Raw genomic sequence first — 18,780 nt, 5'->3', positions numbered from 1 at the left:
ACTGTGAACAAAAGGTCCGAATGAAAAGGACCTCGTCAAACGGAACACGATGACCGAAAAACGTTCCAATCGCTGGCTCTATCTCGCGCTGCCGCCACTTCTCATGGTGGTCGCGGCTTTCGTGCTGGTCGAGCTCTTCATGGATCTGGATGAGGACAGCGTCGACCGCAAGGCTGCCGAACGCCTGACGCTCTATCGTCAGACGATTCTGGGCGAGTATCAAAAGTACCGGTATCTTCCCTATATGATCGCCAGGGACCCGAGAGCCACCTCGGCACTCGGGCTCGGCCAGCCGGTGGAAAGCGCCAACCGTTTTCTTGAAGAAATGGCGGAGAATTCCGGAGCCGATCTTCTTTATGTGATGAACGCTGAAGGAACCACGCTGGCAGCGAGCAACTGGCAGGATCCCTTGTCTCTCGTCGGCCGCAACTATGGTTTCCGTCCCTATTTCAAGTCGGCCATCAACGGTGAGGAAGGTCAGTTTTTCGCAATTGGTGCAACGCTTGGCGAACCCGGATTGTTTCTGGCCCGGCCAACGCCCGTATCCGGACGACCTCTTGGTGTGGCTGTGGTCAAGGTAGATATGCGCCCCCTTGAAGAGGCGTGGGCGGAAGGCGGGGAGACCGTTTTTGCTTCTGACGCAAACGGCGTGATCTTTCTTTCAAGCCATCCCGAGTGGCGCTACAGCACACTTGCCAGACTGCCGGAGGAAATCCGGCAGACAATCAGCGCCACACGGCAATATGGCGGACAGAGCCTGGAGCCGGTCGGTGAACAGTCCCTGCACACAAAGGATCTGGTGACGATCGACGGCAAAGCGTTTCGTCACAACTCAGCTGATGTCGGTCTGCTGGGGTGGACCCTGCATTTTCTGGTACCCGTGGAAGAAACCCGCAAGAGCGTTCTGCCGATATGGGCGGCGACCATCACGCTTTGCCTGATTTACCTGGTCATCGTGTTGGTGCTGCGTGGTCGCAGGTTGCGCAAGACTTCGGTTCAGTTGCGTCAGGAATCGGCTGACCTCAAGGAGCTGAACACGCGCCTGGTTGGAGAAATTCAGGAACGCCGCAGGGTGGAGAGCGAGCTTCTGGAGGCCCAGAGGGGCCTTGCACGATCCAACAGACTGGCAGCGGTCGGCGAAATGTCGGCTGCCGTCGTTCACGAACTCAGCCAGCCACTCTCGGCGCTCAGGATGTTCGTTGCCGGAACGCGCAAGTTTCTTGAAAAAGGCGACACGCGGACCGCGTCGGAAAATCTCAACGAGATCGATTCCCTGCAAATGCGCATGGCCAGCCTGACCCAGGAGTTGAAGCGGTTCGCGCGGCCCGGCGAAAGCAGGATTGAGAACATCGATCTTCGTGAGAGCATCCGCACGGCGGAAAAAATCGTCCGGCCAAGGTTCGAGGAAACCGGTGTTTGCCTCAAGCTCCAGCTGCCCGATCAGCCCCTTGAAGTGGAGACGGCACCTCTGCGGGTCGAGCAGATCCTCGTTAACCTGCTCAGGAACGGCGCAGATGCAGCCGCCTCTGAGGAAAGAGGTGAAGTGCTGCTGGTAGCCGGGCTAGCCGGGAACCAGGCATTGCTGGAAATTTCCGACAACGGTCCCGGAATCCCGGATGATCTGCGTGAGCGCATTTTCGATCCGTTCTTTTCAACCAAGACCAGTTCCGGCGGAATGGGGTTGGGTCTGGCGATTTCCATGCGCCTGGCTGAGGACCTTGGCGGCAGCTTGTCAGTCAAGGCGAACACGCCTAAAGGAGCTCTGTTCCAACTATCCCTGCCGGCCTTGTCCGGCGAAGCCGCCGAGCGCAAACAGGACCACAGACAGGAACCCGAAGCCGCCGAATGACCGAACCCTTGGACAAGACCCCTGTATTGATCGTCGATGACGATCCATCCATGCGGGCAGCACTTCGGCAGTGGATACGGCTTGCCGGTTTTGCCACGCGGGAAGTAGCAACGGCGGACGAGGCCATGGCAAATCTCTCCGCCGGTTTTGAAGGTTGCGTCGTATCGGACGTGATGCTGGAAGGCGAGGACGGCGTGTCGCTGTTGCGCCGCATAGGTGAGCTGGACCGTGACCTGCCTGTCATCCTGATCACCGGTCATGGCGACGTACCGATGGCGGTCGAAGCAATGCGTGCCGGGGCCTATGATTTCGTCGAAAAGCCATTCGACCCGGACCATATCGCCGAGGTTGTTCGCCGTGCATGCGACAAGCGCGCACTGGTTATGGAAAACCGGGCCCTGAAGTCGCAACTTTCAGAAAGCGCCGGTCTGGAAAGCCGTTTGATCGGCAATAGCCCCGCCATGCAGACACTTCGTCAGCAGATCCTGCATTTTGCCGCAACGGATGCGGCTGTTCTGATTACCGGCGAAACAGGAACCGGCAAGGAAGTGATTGCGCAGGCTCTGCATGATTTCAGTCATCGCAAGGACGGGCCGTTTGCCGCGATCAACGCGGCGGCCCTTCCCGAAACAATGGTCGAGGCAGAACTCTTCGGCCATGAAGCCGGTGCATTCACCGGGGCGGACCGCCAGCGCGTCGGCCGGATCGAGGCCGCAAATGGCGGCGTCCTGTTTCTCGATGAGATCGTGTCCATGCCCCTCGGCCTGCAACCCAAACTCTTGCGCGTGCTGCAGGAAAAGAAGGTCGACCGGATCGGTGGAACCCGGCCGGTCGATGTCGATATCCGCCTGATCAGCGCGGCGAACATGGATCCGAGAGAGGCTGTCAGGTCAGGAAGGCTGCGTGAGGATCTGTTGTTTCGGTTGAACACGATTGAACTCACGGTGCCTCCACTGCGTGAACGCGGTCGCGACAGTCTGCTGTTGTTTGATACTTTCATGAACAGGTTTGCCGTTCAGTACGGAATGGACAGTCCGGCAACATCGGCTCGGGACGAAGCTTTCCTGCAGACCTATTCCTGGCCCGGAAACGTTCGCGAACTGCGCAATGCAGCCGAACGCTTCGTTCTGAATGCAGGCGTAAACCCGCAGCCTCTGGAAGCACTGGTGACCGGACATGGAAACACAACTGCGAAGCCGGTAGATGGCGGTCTGAAGGAACTGATGGACGCATACGAACGCAGCCTCATTGAAGGGGCACTGCGCCGTCATGGCGGACACATTGCGGAAGTGATGAGGGAGCTCAACCTTCCCAGACGCACGTTGAATGAAAAGATGACCAGACACGGCCTGAGCCGGGAATTGGCAGGAACACCGGAGTCGTCAGAAGACTGATCGTCGGCGAGAATCCGCCGATGTGGTTTCAGGATCGGCAAGATCTTGCCGAGATGCGCTGCAGCATCGGCAGGATGCGGCATTGGGAAGCGCAAAATTCTCTCATTCAGCTGTTGTCAACGCAATCTGGCACGGGTCATGCTTGAGGTCCCGCGACTTGGCTCGGGTCTGTTCCGCGATATGCGTTCAGACTGAGTGGCCAGGGAATGGGGCTAAAATGATCTGGGAGGATTGCATGCTCTTTTCACTCAAGTCCGCAACCGCGGTCTCTGCGGCTGCGCTGTCGCTTGTATTTGCTACCGAAACATTTGCCGCCGACGTAACCTGGAACGTTTCGCTTTGGGGCAAGCGCCGGGCGTTCACCGAACATGTTGAGAAGCTAGCCGAAGAAGTGTCTGCGAAGACGGACGGCAAGTTCGAAATCAAACTGCACTATGGTGGCGCGCTTTCCAAATCTCGCGAGAATCTCGACGGCATTTCATTCGGCGCGTTCGAAATGGCTCAGTTCTGCGCTTCCTACCATGCTGACAAGAACCCGACCCTGACGGTTCTGGAACTGCCGTTCCTGGGCGTCAACGACTTGGAAACCGAAGTGAAGGTCTCCAAGGCACTTTATGAACATCCGGCCGTTCAGAAAGACCTCGGTCGCTGGAACGCGAAACTGCTGATGCCTTCTCCAATGCCGCAGTACAACTTTGCCGGCAAGGGCGATGCTCCGGCATCGATTTCCGATTTCGACGGTATGCGCGTGCGTGCGCTGGGTGGCCTCGGCAAGCTGATGAATGCGGTTGGTGCCGTTCCGACATCGGTGACAGCATCCGAAACCTATCAGGCAATTGATTCCGGAACCGTTCAGGCGGCTGGTTTTGCTCCGCATGCTCACCTTGCCTTCAAGGTGGTGGAAGTTGCCGACTGGTGGACCAAGAACCTGAACCCGGGCACTGTTCACTGCCCGATCGTGGTCAACACCGACGCTTATGCAGCGCTTCCCGATGACTTCAAGGCCGCTCTTGACGAATCCGTCGATCCGGCGCTTGCGCACTACCTCGAAACCTATGCCAAGGTTTACGACAAGTGGTGGCCTGAGCTGGAAAGCCGCGGCGTCCAGCAGGTTGAGTTCTCTGACGAAGAACTGTCCGCATTCGCGGCAAAAGCGGGCCCGATCCACGACGCGTGGATTGAAGAGCAGACTGCAAACGGTCTTCCTGCTCAGGAACTGCTCGACATGGTCAAGCAGACCATCGCGCAATAAGCCCTTACAGCTTGCTTGACCTTAATGCCTTCTGGCGCGTGTGCGTTTGCATTGTGCCAGAAGGCCCTGCTCGGGGCTGACACTCATGATGACATCAGATACCGGCGGACGTTCCGGCACGGAACGACCGACCACCTATATCCGCTTTGACGGCTGGCTTGGCCATGTCGAAAACGCCTTCAACATGTTCGCCGCATTCTCCATCCTGGCCTTGATGCTGCTGGCGGTTGCCCAGGTTTTTGGGCGTCTTTTCTTCAACACCCCAATTCCCGGCTTTATCGACATTACCGAACAGGCCATGGCGATTTTCGCATTCGCTGGTGTTGCGTATTGCCAGCGTGTCGGCGGACATATCCGGATGGAGATTGTTCTCGGCAAACTTCATGGCCGATCGCTCTACATCTGCGAGATGATCGGGGTCATCCTGATTGCCTTCACAGTCGCATTGCTGATCTGGGGATCCTGGTTCCACTTCGACAGGTCGTGGAACATCGGTGACAGCACCATGGACATCCGCCTGCCGACCTGGCCATCCAAATTGATGGTTCCGGTTGCCCTCAGCCTCCTGTTCCTACGCCTCCTGATGCAGATCTACGGCTACGCGCGCCTTGTTGCTGATCCGTCGCGCGCACCGGTGGCCGTGCCGGTGATCGAGAATGTCGAGGAAGTTGCCCAGCACGAGATCGAAGAAGCCTTTGGCGAAGAAGCAGCGGAAGGAGGGACCAAATGACCCCGTTTGAAGTTGGCCTCCTGATGACCGGTGTTCTGCTGGTCCTTGTCGTTCTGGGTGTCCGGGTCGCTTTCGCGGCTGCCTTTACCGGCCTTGTCGGCCTGATTATCCACTTTTCCATGAAGATGGGTTTTGAGCGTGGCTTCTTTGTTGCGCTGAAAATGGCGGGCACTATCCCGCACTCGAAATCGGTGACCTATGCCCTTTCGGTTCTACCGACATTCATTCTGATCGGCTTCCTGGCCTTCTACGCGGGCTTCACCAAACAGCTTTTCGAGGCAGCCAAGCGCTGGCTCGGCTGGCTGCCGGGCGGCATGGCGGTCGGAACCGTGTTCTCCACGGCCGGATTTGCGGCAGTCTCGGGAGCGTCCGTTGCCACTGCAGCCGTGTTTGCACGTGTTGCCATCCCGGAAATGCTCAACGCGGGGTATTCCAAGCGCCTTTCCGCTGCTGTCGTGGCTGCGGGCGGGACGCTGGCTTCGCTGATCCCGCCGTCCGCCATCCTGGTGATCTACGCGATTCTGGTGGAGCAATCCGTCGGCAAGCTGCTGATTGCCGGGTTCCTGCCGGGTGTTTTCTCGGCGTTGATCTATGTCGGCATTATTGTCGCCGTGTCCGCCTGGCGCGGCGATGCTCCCCCGGTCAAGGGCTATACGTGGATGGAGCGGATCGAAAGCGTGCCGGGCACGTTGCCGATCATTGCCGTCGTGGCAATCATCTTCTGCTCATTCTTTTTCGGATTGGCGACCCCGACCGAGGCTGGTTCTCTCGGAGCCTTCGTTGTGCTTGTCGTCGCGTTCGCCAAGGGCATGAAGACCAAACAGCTTGGCCAGGCGCTGCATGAAACGGCCAAGCTCACCGTCATGATCTTCACCTTGATCTGGGGTGTTCTGGTCTATGTGAGGTTCCTGGGCTTTGCCGGGCTTCCCGACGCCTTCAAGGACTTCATTGTCGGTCTGGAGTTCTCGCCCTGGGTGGTGATGATCTGCATCCTGCTCGCCTATGCGGTGCTTGGCATGTTCATGGATGCCATCGGCATGCTGATCCTGACATTGCCGGTCGTCTATCCGGCGGTCATTGCCCTGAATGGTGGCGAAGGTGTTTCTGCCGCTGACAGTGCCTTCGGCATGTCGGGCGAGGCCTGCGCAATCTGGTTCGGAATTCTGGTGGTCAAGATGGCGGAGCTCTGTCTGATCACGCCACCGATAGGACTGAACTGTTTCGTGGTCTCCGGTGTGCGTCCCGACATTCCGGTTCAGGAAGTCTTCCGCGGATGCATCCCGTTCTTTGTGGCGGATGTTCTGACGATTGCCGGTCTTCTGGCTTTCCCGTCGATCATCACGATCCTGCCCTCTCTGATGGGATAGAGGGCATGAAGCAGGCGGGGCAAGCTCTCGTCCAGACCAGGACCTGAAACAAAGAACGCCACCGGAATGAATTCCGGTGGCGTTTTTTCGGCATTTCCCGACAGGTACAGAAATGCCGTTATCCCGAATGGCGATCAATCAAAAATCTGCGCTTGGCTGTGGACGCTATCGAACTGGTTCGGTCCTCGGGTGCCTGCAACGAACCCGTTCACGGCAAAGATGTAAAGAGCGTAGATAGAGCCGATAATCGGAATGAACATGATGAGGAGGTAGAGCCCCGACTTGCCCCTGTCGTGGCTCCGTCTGACTTCCAGCGACCAATATGAAAGCATCAGGACAGCAAAGATCGCCAGATGGATCAGTCCGCTTTGGGTTGTAAACAGCGCTCTTACGATTTCTTCCTCGGTCAGTTCCATTGCTCCGTACGGTAGCCGGAGCGCAAATGAAACAACCACGGCAACCGTCAACACAAAACGGACCATGCCGACCGTCCAGTATTGAGCCCGGCCGATACGCCCCTTGAAACTGAAAAACAGGTCGAAGGCGAAGCCGAACACTTTGGCAATCGAGAATGTTTCTTCCTGTTCGTAGGAGACGGAACCGCCGCCGGCAGCCGCATATGCTGGCATCGCCAACTCGGCTGAGTATGCGGATTGCCTCTGGCCCATCTGCGGTACGCTCTGCTGAGCAAGACCCCGCTTGCCAAATTGCTTTCGCTGCATGTTCCAAACGCCCCGGACACATTTTTCAAAACTGAATTTGACGTTAGGGCAGGTGTCTTAAGATTGCGGAAAGCAAGTAGGTCAAAAAACGGCGTATGAAACCATTCAAATTTTAGAAAAGGTTACCCTGATCTTCCGGAGCGGTCGGTGCAGGGTTGCTGGTTTTCTTGGGTTTCGTCTTCTTCGGCTTGGGGGCAGCACTGTCGCTCATGGCAACGGCCTCCACGGTTCCGTCTGCCAGCTCAATGGAAAGTGCTGCTCCGGAAACAACGGAAGCTGCCGAACGGATCGGTTGACCGTTGTCATCGCGCACAACCGCGTATCCGCGGGCCAGAACGTCCTTGTAGGAAAGGGATTTGAGAAGTTTCTGAAGGCCATCCAGGCGTGCATTTTCATGCGTGAGGCGCGACAGGTAAGCCCGGTCAAGCCGGTCGGCCAGTCCTGTGAGCCGTTCCTTGCCGAGTACAGCCTGCTGGGTGAGGCGGGTAGGGGTAAGCCGTGATGCCAGAGCGCCGTAGGCCTGCCGTTTCTGGCTGACCGCCACTTGCAGTGCTCTTTGCTGCCGGTCACTGACAGCAGTCAGATCCTGCCGGGCTTTCGAGCTGAGCCGGGTGAGCAGAATTGGAGACAGCCGGCCGGAAGCGTTCTGGAAGGATGTGCGGTGGTGCTTGGTATTGATGATCAACCCGCGTTCCAGGCTGTTTGCGGCAGTGTCAAACCGCTGGCGCGGCAAGGCAAGAAGGTCCCGAGGAGCAGGCAATGCAGCGCTGGCGGCCCGGAGTTCCGTCCGCCGTCCGGTGACAAAACGCACCAGACCGGAGTTTAATCGCCGGGACCGGTCATCGACCATCGCCATCAGTTCTGCCTTCACCGGCACGGCGATTTCGGCAGCGCCTGTCGGAGTTGGCGCCCTGAGATCGGCGGCAAGGTCAATAAGCGTCCAGTCGGTTTCGTGGCCAACAGCCGAGATCAGCGGGATCTGGCTCTCTGCGGCGGCGCGGACAACAGCCTCCTCATTGAACCCCCAGAGGTCTTCAATGCTGCCGCCACCCCGGGCAACAATCAGAAGATCCGGCCTCGGGATCGGACCATCCGCCGGCAAGGCGTTGAAGCCGCGTATGCCGTTGGCAACTTCAGCACCTGAGGTTTCGCCCTGGACGCGGACCGGCCACACCAGAACATGGATCGGGAACCGGTCGGATATGCGGTGCAGGATGTCCCGGATGACCGCCCCCGTCGGCGAGGTGACCACACCGATCACCTTGGGCATGGGCGGCAGACGTCTCTTGCGCTCTTCGGCAAACAAGCCCTCGGCGGCGAGCTTCTTCTTGCGCTCTTCCAAAAGCGCCATCAGCGCGCCGGCACCGGCAGGTTCGAGGGCGTCGATGACCATCTGGTACTTCGACTGACCCGGAAAAGTGGTGATCTTGCCGGTCGCGATCACCTCCAGGCCCTGTTCCGGCTGGATTTTCAGCTTGGAGGCCACGCCGCGCCAGATAACGCCGGAAAGCACCGCGCGATCATCTTTCAGGTCCAGATAGATGTGTCCGGACCCTGGTCTCGAGATCCGGCCCAGCTCTCCGCGCACACGGACATATCCGAAGGCGTCTTCCATGGTGCGTTTGATGGAAAACGAGATTTCGGAGACGGAAAATTCGGCGACGTTGGAGCTGGATTCGGACACTGATGATTCCCTTTGTCTTACGGAAAACTGGCCATATTGGGAATCGGCGTCAAGAGGAGGCCGGGCTCTGAGCGGACTTGCCTACAGAGCTTTGTGTGTAAGTGAGCACTTCCTCGATAGTTGCCAGAACCTTTTTTGCTCCGAATGCTTTTACCAGTTGCAACCGGCTATGTGCACCCGGGTCGTCCAGCATATGGGCGAACAGCAGTTCGACATTCTTTTCCGCAAGCTCCGCCTGAAGGGACTTGAGTGTCTGAAGTGCAGTGAAATCGACGTCATCGACACAGGATATGTCGACACAGAAGTATCGAAGACCTTCGTTTCGTTGAACCGTCAATCTCCTGATTTCCTCGGCCATCCGGTCTGCGTTGGCGTAGTACATGGAGTGGGTGAAGCGGTAGATCATGACGCCGGAAGCAGCAAGCGCCAGAGATTTCAGTGGTCTGGCGTGCCAGATGCCGGCCGCATCGCTGGTCAACAGAAGATTGACCGGTCGATACCCGTGCCTCGTGTGCACGATCAGCGACAACACGATCGCAAGCACGATGCCCGGGCCGACACCGGCGGCAACCACCACGATGATGGTCGCCATGGAGACCCAGAACTCCGGCCGCCTTGTGCGGTAGATCTGTCTCAGGCCCTTCAGGTCGATCAGGTCGACGCCAATGGTGAAGACCAGCGCGGAAAGTGCTGCTTCGGGCAAGTCCGCCAGCAGGCCGGTGAAGAACAGAAGAACCAGAAGAACAACCGCTGAGGTAACAAGCATGGAGAGCTGTGACCGGCCACCGGCGCTTTCCACCATCTGGCTCTTGGTGGGGCTGCCGTTGACGACAAAGGTTCCCGTCAGACCGGCACCGAGATTAGCCAGACCAAGGGCACGAAGATCGGTGCTTTCGTCGAGGTTTTCTTCGTATTTTGCCGCGTAGGCACGCGCTGTTGCTGCGCTTTGCGCCAGGATGACCATCAGCATGGCAAGCGCGGTCGGACCGAGCTGCCAGATGAGACTGAGCGACCAGTCGATCTTCGGCAGGGAGAGATCGGGTAGGCCATGCGGTACGCTTCCGACGACGGAAAGTGTGGATTTCAGATCGAGGAATCCGCTTGCGATCGTTGCCAGCGCCAGGGCGACAATTGCTCCCGGGATTGTCTTCGAAATGAATTTCAGCCCGAATATGATGATCAGAACACCAAGGGCAACAACGGTGGCCTTGAGATTTATCGAAGAAAGCAATGGCAACAGGCGCGCAACGCTTTCCAGTCCGTCCGCATGGGGCAGCGTAATTCCCGTCATGCCTGACAGGGAATGCAAGGCCACCTGAATGCCGACACCTGTCAGAAATCCGGTCAACACGGTTCGGGACAGAAAATCCGCCATGAAACCGATCCGCGCAACACTTGCCACAATCAGCAATACGCCGACCATCAAGGCAAGAAACCCGGCCAGGGCGAGATAATTCGCCGAACCGGTGGCTGCCATCCCGGCCAGACTCGTTGCGAGGATCGCCGCCGTCGCTGAATCCGCTCCAACCACCAGATGCCGAGATGAACCGAACAGCGAAAAGAGCGCCATCGGCAGCAGCAAGGTGTAAAGCCCCGTGATCACCGGCGTCCCGGCAATCTTGGTGTAACCCATCACTTCCGGGATTGCGATTGCAGCGAGCGTCAGGCCTGCAAAGATTTCAGGGACGACCCGGCCACTGGAGATGGGCAGGATACCGGCAAGACACCAATTGCTCAGTTTCAATCCGGACACTCTTTATCCCTGCAGCAGTGACGGTAGTGGTGAAGGAAATTTCCGCCGAATGAATCGTAGGAAGTGAATGCAACCTGAAAGCGCTGAAGTCTATCGTGAGCAATCGAGGGGCAAAAGACAACATGCATTGCCAGGGAGTGGGATTATCGAAACATGTGAAGCATTTGCCGCTTTCGCCGATCCGCCTTGAAACCCTCACAATCGAACGCCTACGTTCGAGACATGGGAAAATACGAGTTCAAAATGCAGCGACTGTTTTTAAGGCATGTCCTTGCCGAAGGGGCACGAATCGACGCTGATCGCAGCCAGGCCAATTACCTGATGAATGTGTTGCGGCTGAAGGATGGCGACTACGTTCTGGTTTTCAATGGCAGCGATGGCGAGTGGCTTGCCAAGATTTCCAGCAGCAGCCGCCGCGAATGCGTTCTGCTTGTGATGGAACGCACGCGTGAGCAGACCGAACGAAACGACCTGATGTACATGTTTGCTCCTCTCAAACATGCCCGCCTCGACTACATGGTTCAAAAGGCGGTCGAGATGGGGGTGGGCAGCCTGAAGCCGGTTATGACACAGCACACTCAGGCCAGCCGGGTCAATCTGGAGCGTATGGAAGCCAATGTCATAGAGGCTGCGGAGCAATGCGGCGTGTTGTCCGTTCCGGAGGTCCTGTCGCCGCAATCTCTCAAGGACGTTTTGGCGGTGTGGCCCGAGACACAGCCCGGCCGTCGCTTGCTGTTCTGTGATGAATCGGAAGGCACGCACAATCCGCTGCTGACGCTTGCGCAGATGAAGGATGTCGGGCCTCAGCCTCTGGCGGTTCTCATCGGGCCGGAAGGCGGGTTCTCGGAAGAAGAGCGCGCGGAGTTGCACAGCCTGGATTTTGTTACGATCATACCGCTCGGGCCCCGTATCCTCAGGGCCGACACCGCCGCTGTTGCGGCACTGACCGTTATTCAGGCAACGGTGGGCGACTGGAAATAGACTATGGCGCAGGACATCCTTCCACCAGACAGCCGGTCAGCAGGCGCAAAACCGGACGCTACTGGTGAGAAGGCCGCGGCCGAGCACGTTTCGACGAAGCGCACGGTCCGGGTTCCGGTGGGAGTTGCCCTAGGACTGGTTTTTTCGCTTTTGCTCGTCGTTATTTGCGGCATCATCATCATCTACATGGCTTCAGCGGACCGCCGGATTGCGGGGCGGCTTCTGGATGAGCAGGCTCTGGCGGTCCTGAACGGCAACGAGGCCGCTCTGAACATGTTCTTTAGCGAGCAGGAGCAGCTCTATCGGGCGATCGCCGTTCATGCCAGGGAAACGGAAGAGCAATTTGCGGATGCCGACCTGCAGCCGTACTATAGACTTCTTCCGGAAGGCGTGAAACTCGAGCTTGGCCGAATGGTCATGAGCGAGGAACCAGCTGACGAGTTGCCGAATGTTTCCTGGTCGGAGTTTCGTTTTGAAGAAGGGTTCGCAACCGCCGTCAAGGCTGCCGAGCTGGATCTGGGCAATGGCCAGACCCTGATCGGCTATTACCCTCAATCCGTTTTTGTCTCGATTGCCGAAGCAATGACATGGGAAGGACGTCAGCAGGTCTTCCTTCTGTCCGGCCGGGAACAGGCGATCGTGATCGACGGTCTTCCTGAAAGCGATTTCCTGGCCAGTCCTGAAAAGCCCTTGCCGGATCTGGCCGGTCTGACAGCATCCCCGTTGCACCTGTTGTGGCAGAACCAGCAGCGCGCACACGATATGGCAGGTGAGATCGACGGGCGGGTTTTCCCCGGCAATGACGGCATGTACACGGCCATTTTCACGACTGTGGAGACAGGACCGGCAAAGGGATGGATCGTCGGCACTCTGTACAGAGCCGAACAGTTTGGCGCCGCGCTCGATCAGACACGCATCGTCCTATATGCAGCCATCGTTGCGCTGGCCGTCGGTGCCATTCTTTCCTTCACGGTCGGTCGCATGCTTGGCCGTCCGCTTGCCCGATTGGCGCACACTGCGGCCGACTTGCGCCAACTGGATTTCGACGCGGCGGAACGTTTGCCAAGGTCGCGGCTGGTGGAGCTTGATGATGTCAATCAGGCCTTCAACGGTTCTATCGGTGCACTCAACGCTTTTGCGAAATACGTTCCCCGGCAACTGGTGTCGCGTCTGATCGAAGAAGGCATGACCAGTTCTCGCAACATCGAGCTTCGCGAAATGACGATCATCTTTGCGGATCTTGCCGGGTTTACAAATCTTGCGTCTCATTTGTCGGCAGAAGAGACAGCGTCGTATCTGAATGACTACTTTGAGACCGTTTCACAGGCGATTGTTGAAAGCCATGGCACAATCGACAAGTTCCTGGGTGACGGCGTCATGGCGTTCTGGGGGGCGCCGTCCGACCAGCCAGACCACGCTGCCATGGCAATCGAGGCGGTCAAGACACTTGCCGGGCGGATCGAAAAGTCACCGATCGCCGATATGCGGGTCAGGATCGGGGTTCATACTGGCAAGGTTGTGGTGGGCGATATCGGGTCTGCGGCCAGGATGAACTACACAGTGATCGGCGACGCCGTTAACGTCGCTGCACGTCTGCAGGAATACGGCAAGCAGGTGGATCCTGAAGCCAAGGTGATTGCACTTGCAAGTGGTGAAACCATGTCGCGGTTACCCAAGGGTTTCAGCGCCACAAGTCTCGGGCCGGTCCATCTTCGCGGGCGGGAAGAAGCGTTAACAGTCTTCAGAATTGCGTGAACAGTGCGTTCAGCGTTTTCCTTGCTTGCATTCTGCTTTCAAGACTCCTAAATCACGCAAACTCAAAAGCGTTTTGTAAAACGCGCCGGATCACTGCGGTTTGTAGGGCGTTTCGACGTTTTGACTGACGGGCCGCGCAGCAATTTAGGACGGTTTCATGGCCCGCGATACGGTCGATACCACACCGATTGAAACTGTTGCGGATCTGGCCGCAACGCTTGAAGCAGGCTGTAAGCCGGAAGAACAGTTCCGGATTGGGACCGAACATGAAAAGTTCGGTTTCTGCCTGAACGAATTCACTCCTGTCCCCTATGAGGGAAAGGGCGGTGTTGAAGCGGTTCTGACCGGCATGGAAAAGCTCCTCGGATGGGAGCGCATTGAAGATGCCGGCAAGATCATCGGATTGGCGGATGATCATGGTGGTGGCGCGATTTCAATCGAGCCGGGCGGCCAGTTCGAACTTTCCGGTGCGCCGCTTGAAAATCTTCACCAGACCTGCCGTGAAGCCAATCAGCACCTTGCCCACGTTCGTCAGGTTGCCGAACCGCTGGGCATCGGCTTTCTGGGCATCGGCATGGCACCGACCTGGACGCGCGCAGAAATGCCACGCATGCCCAAGTCCCGCTATGACATCATGACCAACTACATGCCGAAGGTCGGTTCACTCGGCCTTGACATGATGTACCGCACATCCACCATTCAGGTGAATCTGGATTTTGCCTCCGAAGCGGACATGATCCGGAAGATGCGTATCGGCCTTGCGCTTCAGCCAATTGCAACAGCGATTTTCGCCAACTCGCCCTTCACCGACGGCAAGCCCAACGGCTTCAAATCATTCCGTGCACAGATCTGGACCGACACCGACGCGGACCGGACAGGGGACATGCCCTTTGCTTTCGAAGACGGGTTCGGTTTCGAAAGATATGTCGACTGGGCGCTCGACGTGCCGATGTATTTCGTCAAGCGTGGCGCGACCTACTACGACGTCACGGACACGACGTTCCGCCAGTTCATGAATGGCGCGCTGGAAGGCAGGGTACCGGACGCAACTCCGAGCCTTGGCGACTGGAACAATCACCTGTCGACGCTGTTCCCGGATGTCCGTCTGAAGAAATACATTGAAATGCGCGGCGCCGATGGTGGCCCGTGGCGACGCATTTGTGCCTTGCCTGCCTTGTGGGTCGGACTGCTTTACGACAGCGGCGTTCTGGACCAGGCCTGGGAACTGGTGAAGGACTGGTCGGAGGAAGAGCGTGCGGCACTGCGCAGAGACGTGCCGAAAACCGCGCTGCAGACAACCTTCCGATCGGGAACCGTTCTCGATGTTGCCAAGGAAGTGCTCTCGCTGGCGCAGGAAGGTCTCAAGCGTCGCAACCGGTTGAGCGACGGCGACCTTGATGAGCGTGTGCACCTGGCGCCAATTGAGGAAGGACTAGCATCCGGCATGTGCCCGGCCGACATTCTTCTCCAGCGCTACAACGGTTCCTGGAACGGTGATATCACCCAGGTATTCAAGGAATACGCCTACTAAGGCGCTTTCCCTGGAAGGCTTGAAAACTTGTTGTGGGCGGGGGCCATCGGTTAGAGATCGTACGAATTGACCTGACGCCCGCAACAGTTCACTCTGGTTGACACGTTCATGGCTTGGGCAGGTCTTGTTTCTCAGGACCTTGTGCCAGATCGACCGGAGCATTGCGATGATTGGTGGCGACAAGACCGCTCCCCCGTTTGATGTCTTTTCCCTGGCTGAAGATGTCCGTGACCGCTTTGGCTGGTCGAATGAAGACCTCAGCAAGGTGATGGAACAGTTGATGCCGGCGGCCTTGAACGGGTTCCGGTACTTTGGCGGAGCCGTTCCCGGTTTTACGGAGTTTCTGGGTCAGCCTTCACCTTTTACGGACGCCGTGCAAAACCCCTTTGCTGGCTATGCGGGGTTGATGCAAAACCCGACGGAAGCTGCGCTGACACCGTTTTTCGGTCCCGAAGCGGTTCAACAGGCATTGGCTTCTCAGGTTTCTGCGCTGACCGGACTGCAGAGCGACGCCATTCAGGAGATGATGCCGGTTGCCGCGACCCTTGCGATGGGGCAGATCGCGCGACCTTTCGTTCATGGCGAAGCCAGAAATCTTCTGGATGCCTACATGCGCGGGTTCGCACGAGGACGTCCGAAACCGCAGCCGACGCCGGTCGACTATCTGCAAGGCTACACAGATGCCATGCAATCCTTCTGGGACGCCTTTCTGCAACCTGCGAGCATCGTGCCAACCGAAGAAGAACCAGAGCCGGAACCCGAACCAGAGGAAGAGAACGTTCCAGCCGAATCAACCACTGAGGCCGACAATGTGTCCGAGCTTGATGAAATGGTCTCGGGCTGGATGGCGGCAGGCAGGGACTTTCAATCCAGCCAGTTCAAGGCGTTCGACAGTTTCTTCGAAAAGGCGTCCAAGGATCTCCGGGATCAGTGACGTTGCTGAGTGAGGAGAAGCGGTGGAAACCTGAAATTTCAGCCGCAGCACTTTTCACCGAGCTGGATCGGCGGGCAGGGAACGGTGCCGTAGGAGCAGAAGACACAGCAATCGCCGGGTAGCGGTTTCAGCAGTGTTTTGCAGGAAACGCATTCGTGGAACCACTGGCAGGCATCTGTCGGCATCGTTTCAACCGAAACATGTCCGCATTTCGGACATGTCAGTTCGCTGATTAGAACTGGTTCTCGAGCTGTCATGTTTACATCAATCCGATCAGAAATTCGTTCAGGCGAGCTTCGTTTGAAACGATGATCCAAGCAGCAAGGGTCAACATCGTTGACGAACCAAGCCACCATTTGAGTTTTCCCAAAGAGCCACGACGCGCTGCCGATACCCACGCTATGATGAGCAGGAACACAGATGCGGCGAGCACATAGTAACTGGCCGCAGCGATCTTTCCGAATATCGCAAGCCAGCTGCCACCCAGTCCCAGCAACATCATCGTGACCGGAAGAACGCAGCAGCTTGCGACACCAATTGCGGTGATCGAACCCAGCCAGCTGGCGCCGATGAAACCTTTCAAGACGCTTTCCTTTCCTGTTTTTCGCCTGACTACACGGAATACGATGTCATCGGGACCATTTTGCCGGACCACATCTTGGCGATTTCGCGTCAGGCACTATGCTTCCTGTAGTCGCTACAGGATCAAGAGGGCGTTCAATGGCCACAATCGGAGAAGCTTCGCTGCGCAGCGGGGTCGAAATAGAAACCATCCGTTACTACGAGCGCAAAGGCTTCGTTCCGAAACCTGGTCGCAGTGGAAACGGTCGCCGAGTCTATTCCCCGAGCGCGATTGCAAATCTTCGCTTTATCAAGCGATGCAGAGATCTGGGCTTCCCACTCCACGTCGCAAGCAGGCTTCTGGTCATCTCTATGGGGGAACAGGTCAAATGCGGTGAAGTGCAAAACTTCGGGCAGGCTCAGCTCGCTGAAACCCGGTCAAAAATTGCGGAACTTGAAAGTCTTCGAACGGCTCTTGAGGAACTTGTTTCCAATTGTGAAGAGGGATCTACGAACTGCCCGATGCTTGAAAAGCTATGGTCACAATGAGCTGCTGCCATTTGACAAAAAAAGACCCGCCGGGAGGCGGGTCAGGTAATGTCAGCAAGGCTTGCCGACAGGGGCTGCTTAAGGGAGGGTCAGCGGTATCAGGCGGCCAGTTGGCCGTTTTTGGTCTGATCCGTTGAAACGAGCTTGAGGCTCGGGGGTGTCAACGGCGCATTTGCTGCGCTGTAATTCAAAGTCTGACGAAGAGCCGGCGCGTCGTTCAAAATAGACGATGGGTCGACATAAAACGGTTGTGCCAAGGCTCGTCGAACATCGCCTCGGGTCAGGCCAATGTCCTTCAGTTGTTCGTCAGTCCAGTATTTGAGCTCTGCGTACTGGCGGCGGTTATTGAATACACGCCATGCACGGGCAGCCATCTGCCCGAAGAGAGCGAAGAAAGGGGTGGTTGCGATATGGGTCATGGCAATATTCTCCTGTTAGCGGTCGAAAGAATTTTCGACAGCTCGTTCCGCGCCGGTATTGGCAGTCCTTGTTGTGGAACATCCTCTAGATGGACCTTCTTCAAACATTAATCCAACGAATGTTTGTGATGTGAATGATCGCATCTTGTGATGATATGAATTTCGACCTCGCCTTTTCGTCGCGTTGAGCCATTCCGCAACGAATTATTTCGCATTTGAATGGATGCCGTGATATCCATGAGCAAAGCTTATAAGAGAGGCGGGAATGCTCGACTTGGACCAGCTCCGAACTTTTGTGGCCATTGCCGAAAGCGGCAGTTTCACCAAGGCCGCCGAAAACGTTCACAAGACGCAGTCTGCCGTGTCCATGCAGATGCGAAGATTGGAAGAACGCATCGGCAAGCCGCTCTTCGTCCGCGTCGGGCGTCAGTCAAGACTGACTGAACATGGTGAGCGCCTGCTGCATTATGCGCGCCGTCTGGTTCAGTTGAATGATGAGACATTGGCGGCCTTCGACGACACGGAGCTCGCCGGACTGGTCAGGCTCGGGACACCGGACGATTACGCCGACCGGTTTCTGCCTGAGATCCTGGCCCGGTTTTCAAGGTCGAATCCCAAGGCGGAAGTGAGCGTTGTGTGTGCTCCGACACCGAACCTTGCGGAAATGATCGCCGAAGGTGAGTTGGATGTGGCAATCATCACGCATGTCCAGAAAAAGGGCCGGAAGAACGTTGACGTGGTCCGGCGTGAACCCCTTCTCTGGGTGGTTTCAGCGCGTCACGCGGTCGAAAACGAGTCTCCGCTTCCTCTTGCTCTTGGCCGGGCAACCTGCGACTGGCGAAAGGCTGCGCTCAACACCTTGAGTGACCAGATGAGAGAGCACAGATTGCTCTATTCAAGCTGGAACTCGACGGCTGTCGGGGCGGCGGTTCTGGCCGGACTTGCTATCTCTGTAATGCCGGAATCGGCGCTGCGGTCGGGCATGCGCGTCCTGACGGAGGCTGATGGATTTCCGCGCTTGCCCGAATGCGAGATCGGCATCATGCGCTCCTGGCACAACACGTCCAGAGTTACCGATGCCCTGATCGAACACATCGTGTCCTCTCTCGACAATCTGTCGGTGCCCCAGGCGGCAGAGTGATTGTCGATATCGCTTTTCTCAATTTCGTTTCAACGGGTTACCTGTGAGTAGATAAAGTTGCAAAGGAAACTTTCCCATTGAAATGTAAGAGATTGTGATGTATTTTCTTTAAATTAATTCGAATCTCAAATCGCCCGGCGGATACGCGGCTCATGAAC

17 protein-coding genes are annotated in these 18,780 nt (G+C 57.2%); 11 read left to right on the top strand and 6 right to left on the bottom strand.

The features are described 5' to 3' along the window. Positions 1-49 precede the first annotated feature (49 nt). The 5 genes from ABLO27_RS09685 (at position 50) to ABLO27_RS09665 (ending at position 6,592) form a co-directional block, all read left to right on the top strand. On the top strand, positions 50-1,849 hold the full coding sequence (locus tag ABLO27_RS09685) for a sensor histidine kinase (RefSeq protein ID WP_353032402.1): 1,800 nt from the start codon (positions 50-52) through the stop codon (positions 1,847-1,849). Then, a complete protein-coding gene (locus tag ABLO27_RS09680) occupies positions 1,846-3,243 on the top strand; it encodes a sigma-54-dependent transcriptional regulator (RefSeq protein ID WP_353032400.1) in 1,398 nt (465 codons plus the stop codon). Before ABLO27_RS09685 ends, ABLO27_RS09680 begins: the two co-directional genes overlap by 4 nt. Positions 3,244-3,478: 235 nt before the next feature. Continuing rightward, a complete protein-coding gene (locus ABLO27_RS09675; protein ID WP_353032399.1) occupies positions 3,479-4,495 on the top strand; it encodes a C4-dicarboxylate TRAP transporter substrate-binding protein in 1,017 nt (338 codons plus the stop codon). A gap of 85 nt (positions 4,496-4,580) precedes the next feature. Beyond that, positions 4,581-5,225, top strand: a complete 645-nt coding sequence (locus ABLO27_RS09670) for a TRAP transporter small permease subunit (protein WP_353032397.1) — start codon at positions 4,581-4,583, stop codon at positions 5,223-5,225. Continuing rightward, positions 5,222-6,592 carry a TRAP transporter large permease gene (locus ABLO27_RS09665; protein ID WP_353032395.1) on the top strand — a complete coding sequence of 457 codons (1,371 nt, stop codon included), beginning with the start codon at positions 5,222-5,224 and terminating at the stop codon, positions 6,590-6,592. Before ABLO27_RS09670 ends, ABLO27_RS09665 begins: the two co-directional genes overlap by 4 nt. Before the next feature lie 134 nt (positions 6,593-6,726). Here ABLO27_RS09665 and ABLO27_RS09660 read toward each other — a convergent pair whose 3' ends face one another. The 3 genes from ABLO27_RS09660 to ABLO27_RS09650 form a co-directional block, all read right to left on the bottom strand. Beyond that, positions 6,727-7,314: a DUF805 domain-containing protein gene (locus ABLO27_RS09660; RefSeq protein ID WP_353032394.1), complete on the bottom strand. Its 588-nt coding sequence runs from the start codon at positions 7,312-7,314 to the stop codon at positions 6,727-6,729. Positions 7,315-7,426: 112 nt separating this feature from the next. Further along, on the bottom strand, positions 7,427-8,998 hold the full coding sequence (xseA, locus tag ABLO27_RS09655; protein ID WP_353032393.1) for an exodeoxyribonuclease VII large subunit: 1,572 nt from the start codon (positions 8,996-8,998) through the stop codon (positions 7,427-7,429). A 49-nt stretch (positions 8,999-9,047) separates the two neighbouring features. Beyond that, positions 9,048-10,751, bottom strand: coding sequence for a SulP family inorganic anion transporter (locus ABLO27_RS09650; RefSeq protein ID WP_353032392.1), 1,704 nt, complete (start codon positions 10,749-10,751; stop codon positions 9,048-9,050). Positions 10,752-10,973: 222 nt separating this feature from the next. On the opposite strand from ABLO27_RS09650, the gene ABLO27_RS09645 reads away from it, so the two are divergent. From ABLO27_RS09645 to ABLO27_RS09630, 4 genes are all read left to right on the top strand, one after another. Beyond that, entirely contained in the window at positions 10,974-11,732 is a 759-nt protein-coding gene (locus ABLO27_RS09645) for a 16S rRNA (uracil(1498)-N(3))-methyltransferase (protein WP_353033502.1), read from the top strand. A gap of 3 nt (positions 11,733-11,735) precedes the next feature. Then, a complete protein-coding gene (locus ABLO27_RS09640) occupies positions 11,736-13,487 on the top strand; it encodes an adenylate/guanylate cyclase domain-containing protein (RefSeq protein ID WP_353032390.1) in 1,752 nt (583 codons plus the stop codon). A 157-nt stretch (positions 13,488-13,644) separates the two neighbouring features. Further along, positions 13,645-15,018, top strand: coding sequence for a glutamate--cysteine ligase (locus ABLO27_RS09635; protein ID WP_353032389.1), 1,374 nt, complete (start codon positions 13,645-13,647; stop codon positions 15,016-15,018). Between the two features lie 166 nt (positions 15,019-15,184). Beyond that, positions 15,185-15,952: a DUF937 domain-containing protein gene (locus tag ABLO27_RS09630; protein ID WP_353032387.1), complete on the top strand. Its 768-nt coding sequence runs from the start codon at positions 15,185-15,187 to the stop codon at positions 15,950-15,952. Between the two features lie 38 nt (positions 15,953-15,990). Here ABLO27_RS09630 and ABLO27_RS09625 read toward each other — a convergent pair whose 3' ends face one another. After that, a complete protein-coding gene (locus ABLO27_RS09625; protein ID WP_353032385.1) occupies positions 15,991-16,209 on the bottom strand; it encodes a GDCCVxC domain-containing (seleno)protein in 219 nt (72 codons plus the stop codon). A gap of 2 nt (positions 16,210-16,211) precedes the next feature. Further along, on the bottom strand, positions 16,212-16,535 hold the full coding sequence (locus ABLO27_RS09620) for a hypothetical protein (protein WP_353032383.1): 324 nt from the start codon (positions 16,533-16,535) through the stop codon (positions 16,212-16,214). A gap of 137 nt (positions 16,536-16,672) precedes the next feature. Between ABLO27_RS09620 and ABLO27_RS09615 the strand changes: the two genes are divergently transcribed. Next, positions 16,673-17,062 (top strand): MerR family transcriptional regulator, encoded by a 390-nt coding sequence (locus ABLO27_RS09615; RefSeq protein WP_353032381.1) that lies wholly within the window; start codon positions 16,673-16,675, stop codon positions 17,060-17,062. Positions 17,063-17,160: 98 nt separating this feature from the next. Here the strand turns inward: ABLO27_RS09615 and ABLO27_RS09610 are convergent, their stop codons facing one another. Next, on the bottom strand, positions 17,161-17,481 hold the full coding sequence (locus ABLO27_RS09610) for a DUF1127 domain-containing protein (protein WP_353032379.1): 321 nt from the start codon (positions 17,479-17,481) through the stop codon (positions 17,161-17,163). A gap of 265 nt (positions 17,482-17,746) precedes the next feature. Between ABLO27_RS09610 and ABLO27_RS09605 the strand changes: the two genes are divergently transcribed. Next, positions 17,747-18,622 carry a LysR substrate-binding domain-containing protein gene (locus ABLO27_RS09605; RefSeq protein WP_353032377.1) on the top strand — a complete coding sequence of 292 codons (876 nt, stop codon included), beginning with the start codon at positions 17,747-17,749 and terminating at the stop codon, positions 18,620-18,622. Positions 18,623-18,780: the final 158 nt, after the last annotated feature.

Source organism: Roseibium sp. SCP15, from assembly GCF_040329435.1.
In the GTDB taxonomy this organism is placed as follows: Bacteria; Pseudomonadota; Alphaproteobacteria; order Rhizobiales; family Stappiaceae; genus Roseibium.
This window is presented reverse-complemented; position numbering and strand designations above follow the sequence as displayed.